At 66.2% G+C, this 1515-nt stretch carries 1 protein-coding gene; it reads right to left on the minus strand.

Annotated features, from left to right (window positions below; all coding sequences use genetic code 11):
• Window positions 1-8: 8 nt before the first annotated feature.
• Window positions 9-1475, minus strand: coding sequence for an NF041680 family putative transposase (locus M1L60_RS46655; RefSeq protein WP_253244069.1), 1467 nt, complete (start codon window positions 1473-1475; stop codon window positions 9-11).
• Window positions 1476-1515 lie beyond the last annotated feature (40 nt).

Consider the following 1515-nt stretch of genomic DNA (forward strand, 5'->3'; position numbering starts at 1 on the left):
CTTCGCGTTTAACATCGGTTTCGTCGTTTTGGGGTCTTGACGTTGGTCTTCTTGATCGCTGGATGGCGTTGGGCGGGTGTGGATCGGGAGCCTTTGGGTCGTCCCGGGCCGGGTCGGGTGGGTTTCGGTGCGCTGGCCGGACTTCCGAGAGTTGGCAGTAGATGGCCGAAACCTTGGCGGACCCGGCCGGGGGTGAGCGTGCCGGCTGGTTGTGGTTTCTGCCAGGGCAACCGGTGGTCAGCGACAAGGGGTCGGGCCAGGCGTAGTTGGGTCAGTGTGGCCAGGATCAGCCAGGTCCACCGGTCGGCCTGCTGCGGTGTGCGCAGCTTCGGCGTGGTCCAGCCCAGCGTCTGCTTGGCGAACCGAAACGTGTGCTCGATGTCGAAGCGGCGCAGGTAGGCGTGCCAGACCCGGTCCAGGTCCAGGTCGGACTCGCACGGACCGTGCCACCACAGCCATACCGTCTTCGGTTCCCGGTCACGACGTCCGGGTAGCCGGGAGACGTGCAGCCGGATCAGGGTGCCCTCGACGATCCGTAAGCCGTCGGGATCGCGGTAGGTGCGCTGTTTGGGGTGCAGCCGATGCCACGCCGATACCTGGACCTGTCCGTAGATTTCGTCGTCGGCGGCGAGCTTCGCGTCCGGGGCCGGCCAGGTGAGCGGATCAGCGCAGGCGAATTTGGCGCCGTGCCGTCGCGGCCGACCGGCCCGGCCACCGGCAGGGACGACGGGACGAGCGAAGTAGGTGCGGTCGTCACGGACCCGGGTGACGATCTGTGTGTCGGTACCGGCCAGCTCGACCGACAGTTGGACGGGGTCGTAACCGGCGTCGAAGGCGAACAACGCCTGTTGCGACAGTGCTCCGAGCCGGGGCAGCACCGCCCGGATCTGCCTGGCGGCGACCAGATTCGGGTTGTCACCGACCGTCAGCCGGCAGGCATCCAGCGGCGCCGTCCATGAATCCGCCTCGCCCGACAAAGCGACCAACCACGAGTAGCACCAGCCCGCCACGATCGGCTGGCCCGCTGAGTGCCGCGACGGGTGATAGTAGAAGCCGCGTTCCGGCGAGCACTCAGCATCGCAACGCGCCCACACCGACGCATCGACCGCAAAGTCCGGCCGCCACCACCGCGGCCGATACCCGGCCAGAACATCGCGCAACAGTTCCTCATCGATCCGGCCTGCAGCAACCGCGGCATAAGCAGCGCCGTGACCACGCCGGGCACCCGGCGCCAGACTCAGATACGCGACCCCGTTCACCGTGACCGGCGCACAAATCCCATCGATCAGATCGAACAAAGCATCAGCCCGCAGGTCGAAACAGTCGTACACCTCGCCCCGGAACCGGCGAAGTTCACCCTGGTCAACACCATCAAGCTGCACGACACTACGAACAACGGCCACCTGGTCCTCCCCGAGAAGATTCGCCTCTTCCTCAGAGAGTGAGCAGGTGGCCGCTTGCTGCCAGTCCCTCAACAGGGCGACTGATCACCCAACCGACGTTAAACGCGAAGCT

The sequence above is a fragment of the Paractinoplanes aksuensis genome, assembly GCF_024137025.1.
GTDB classification, from domain to species: Bacteria; Actinomycetota; Actinomycetes; order Mycobacteriales; family Micromonosporaceae; genus Actinoplanes; species Actinoplanes aksuensis.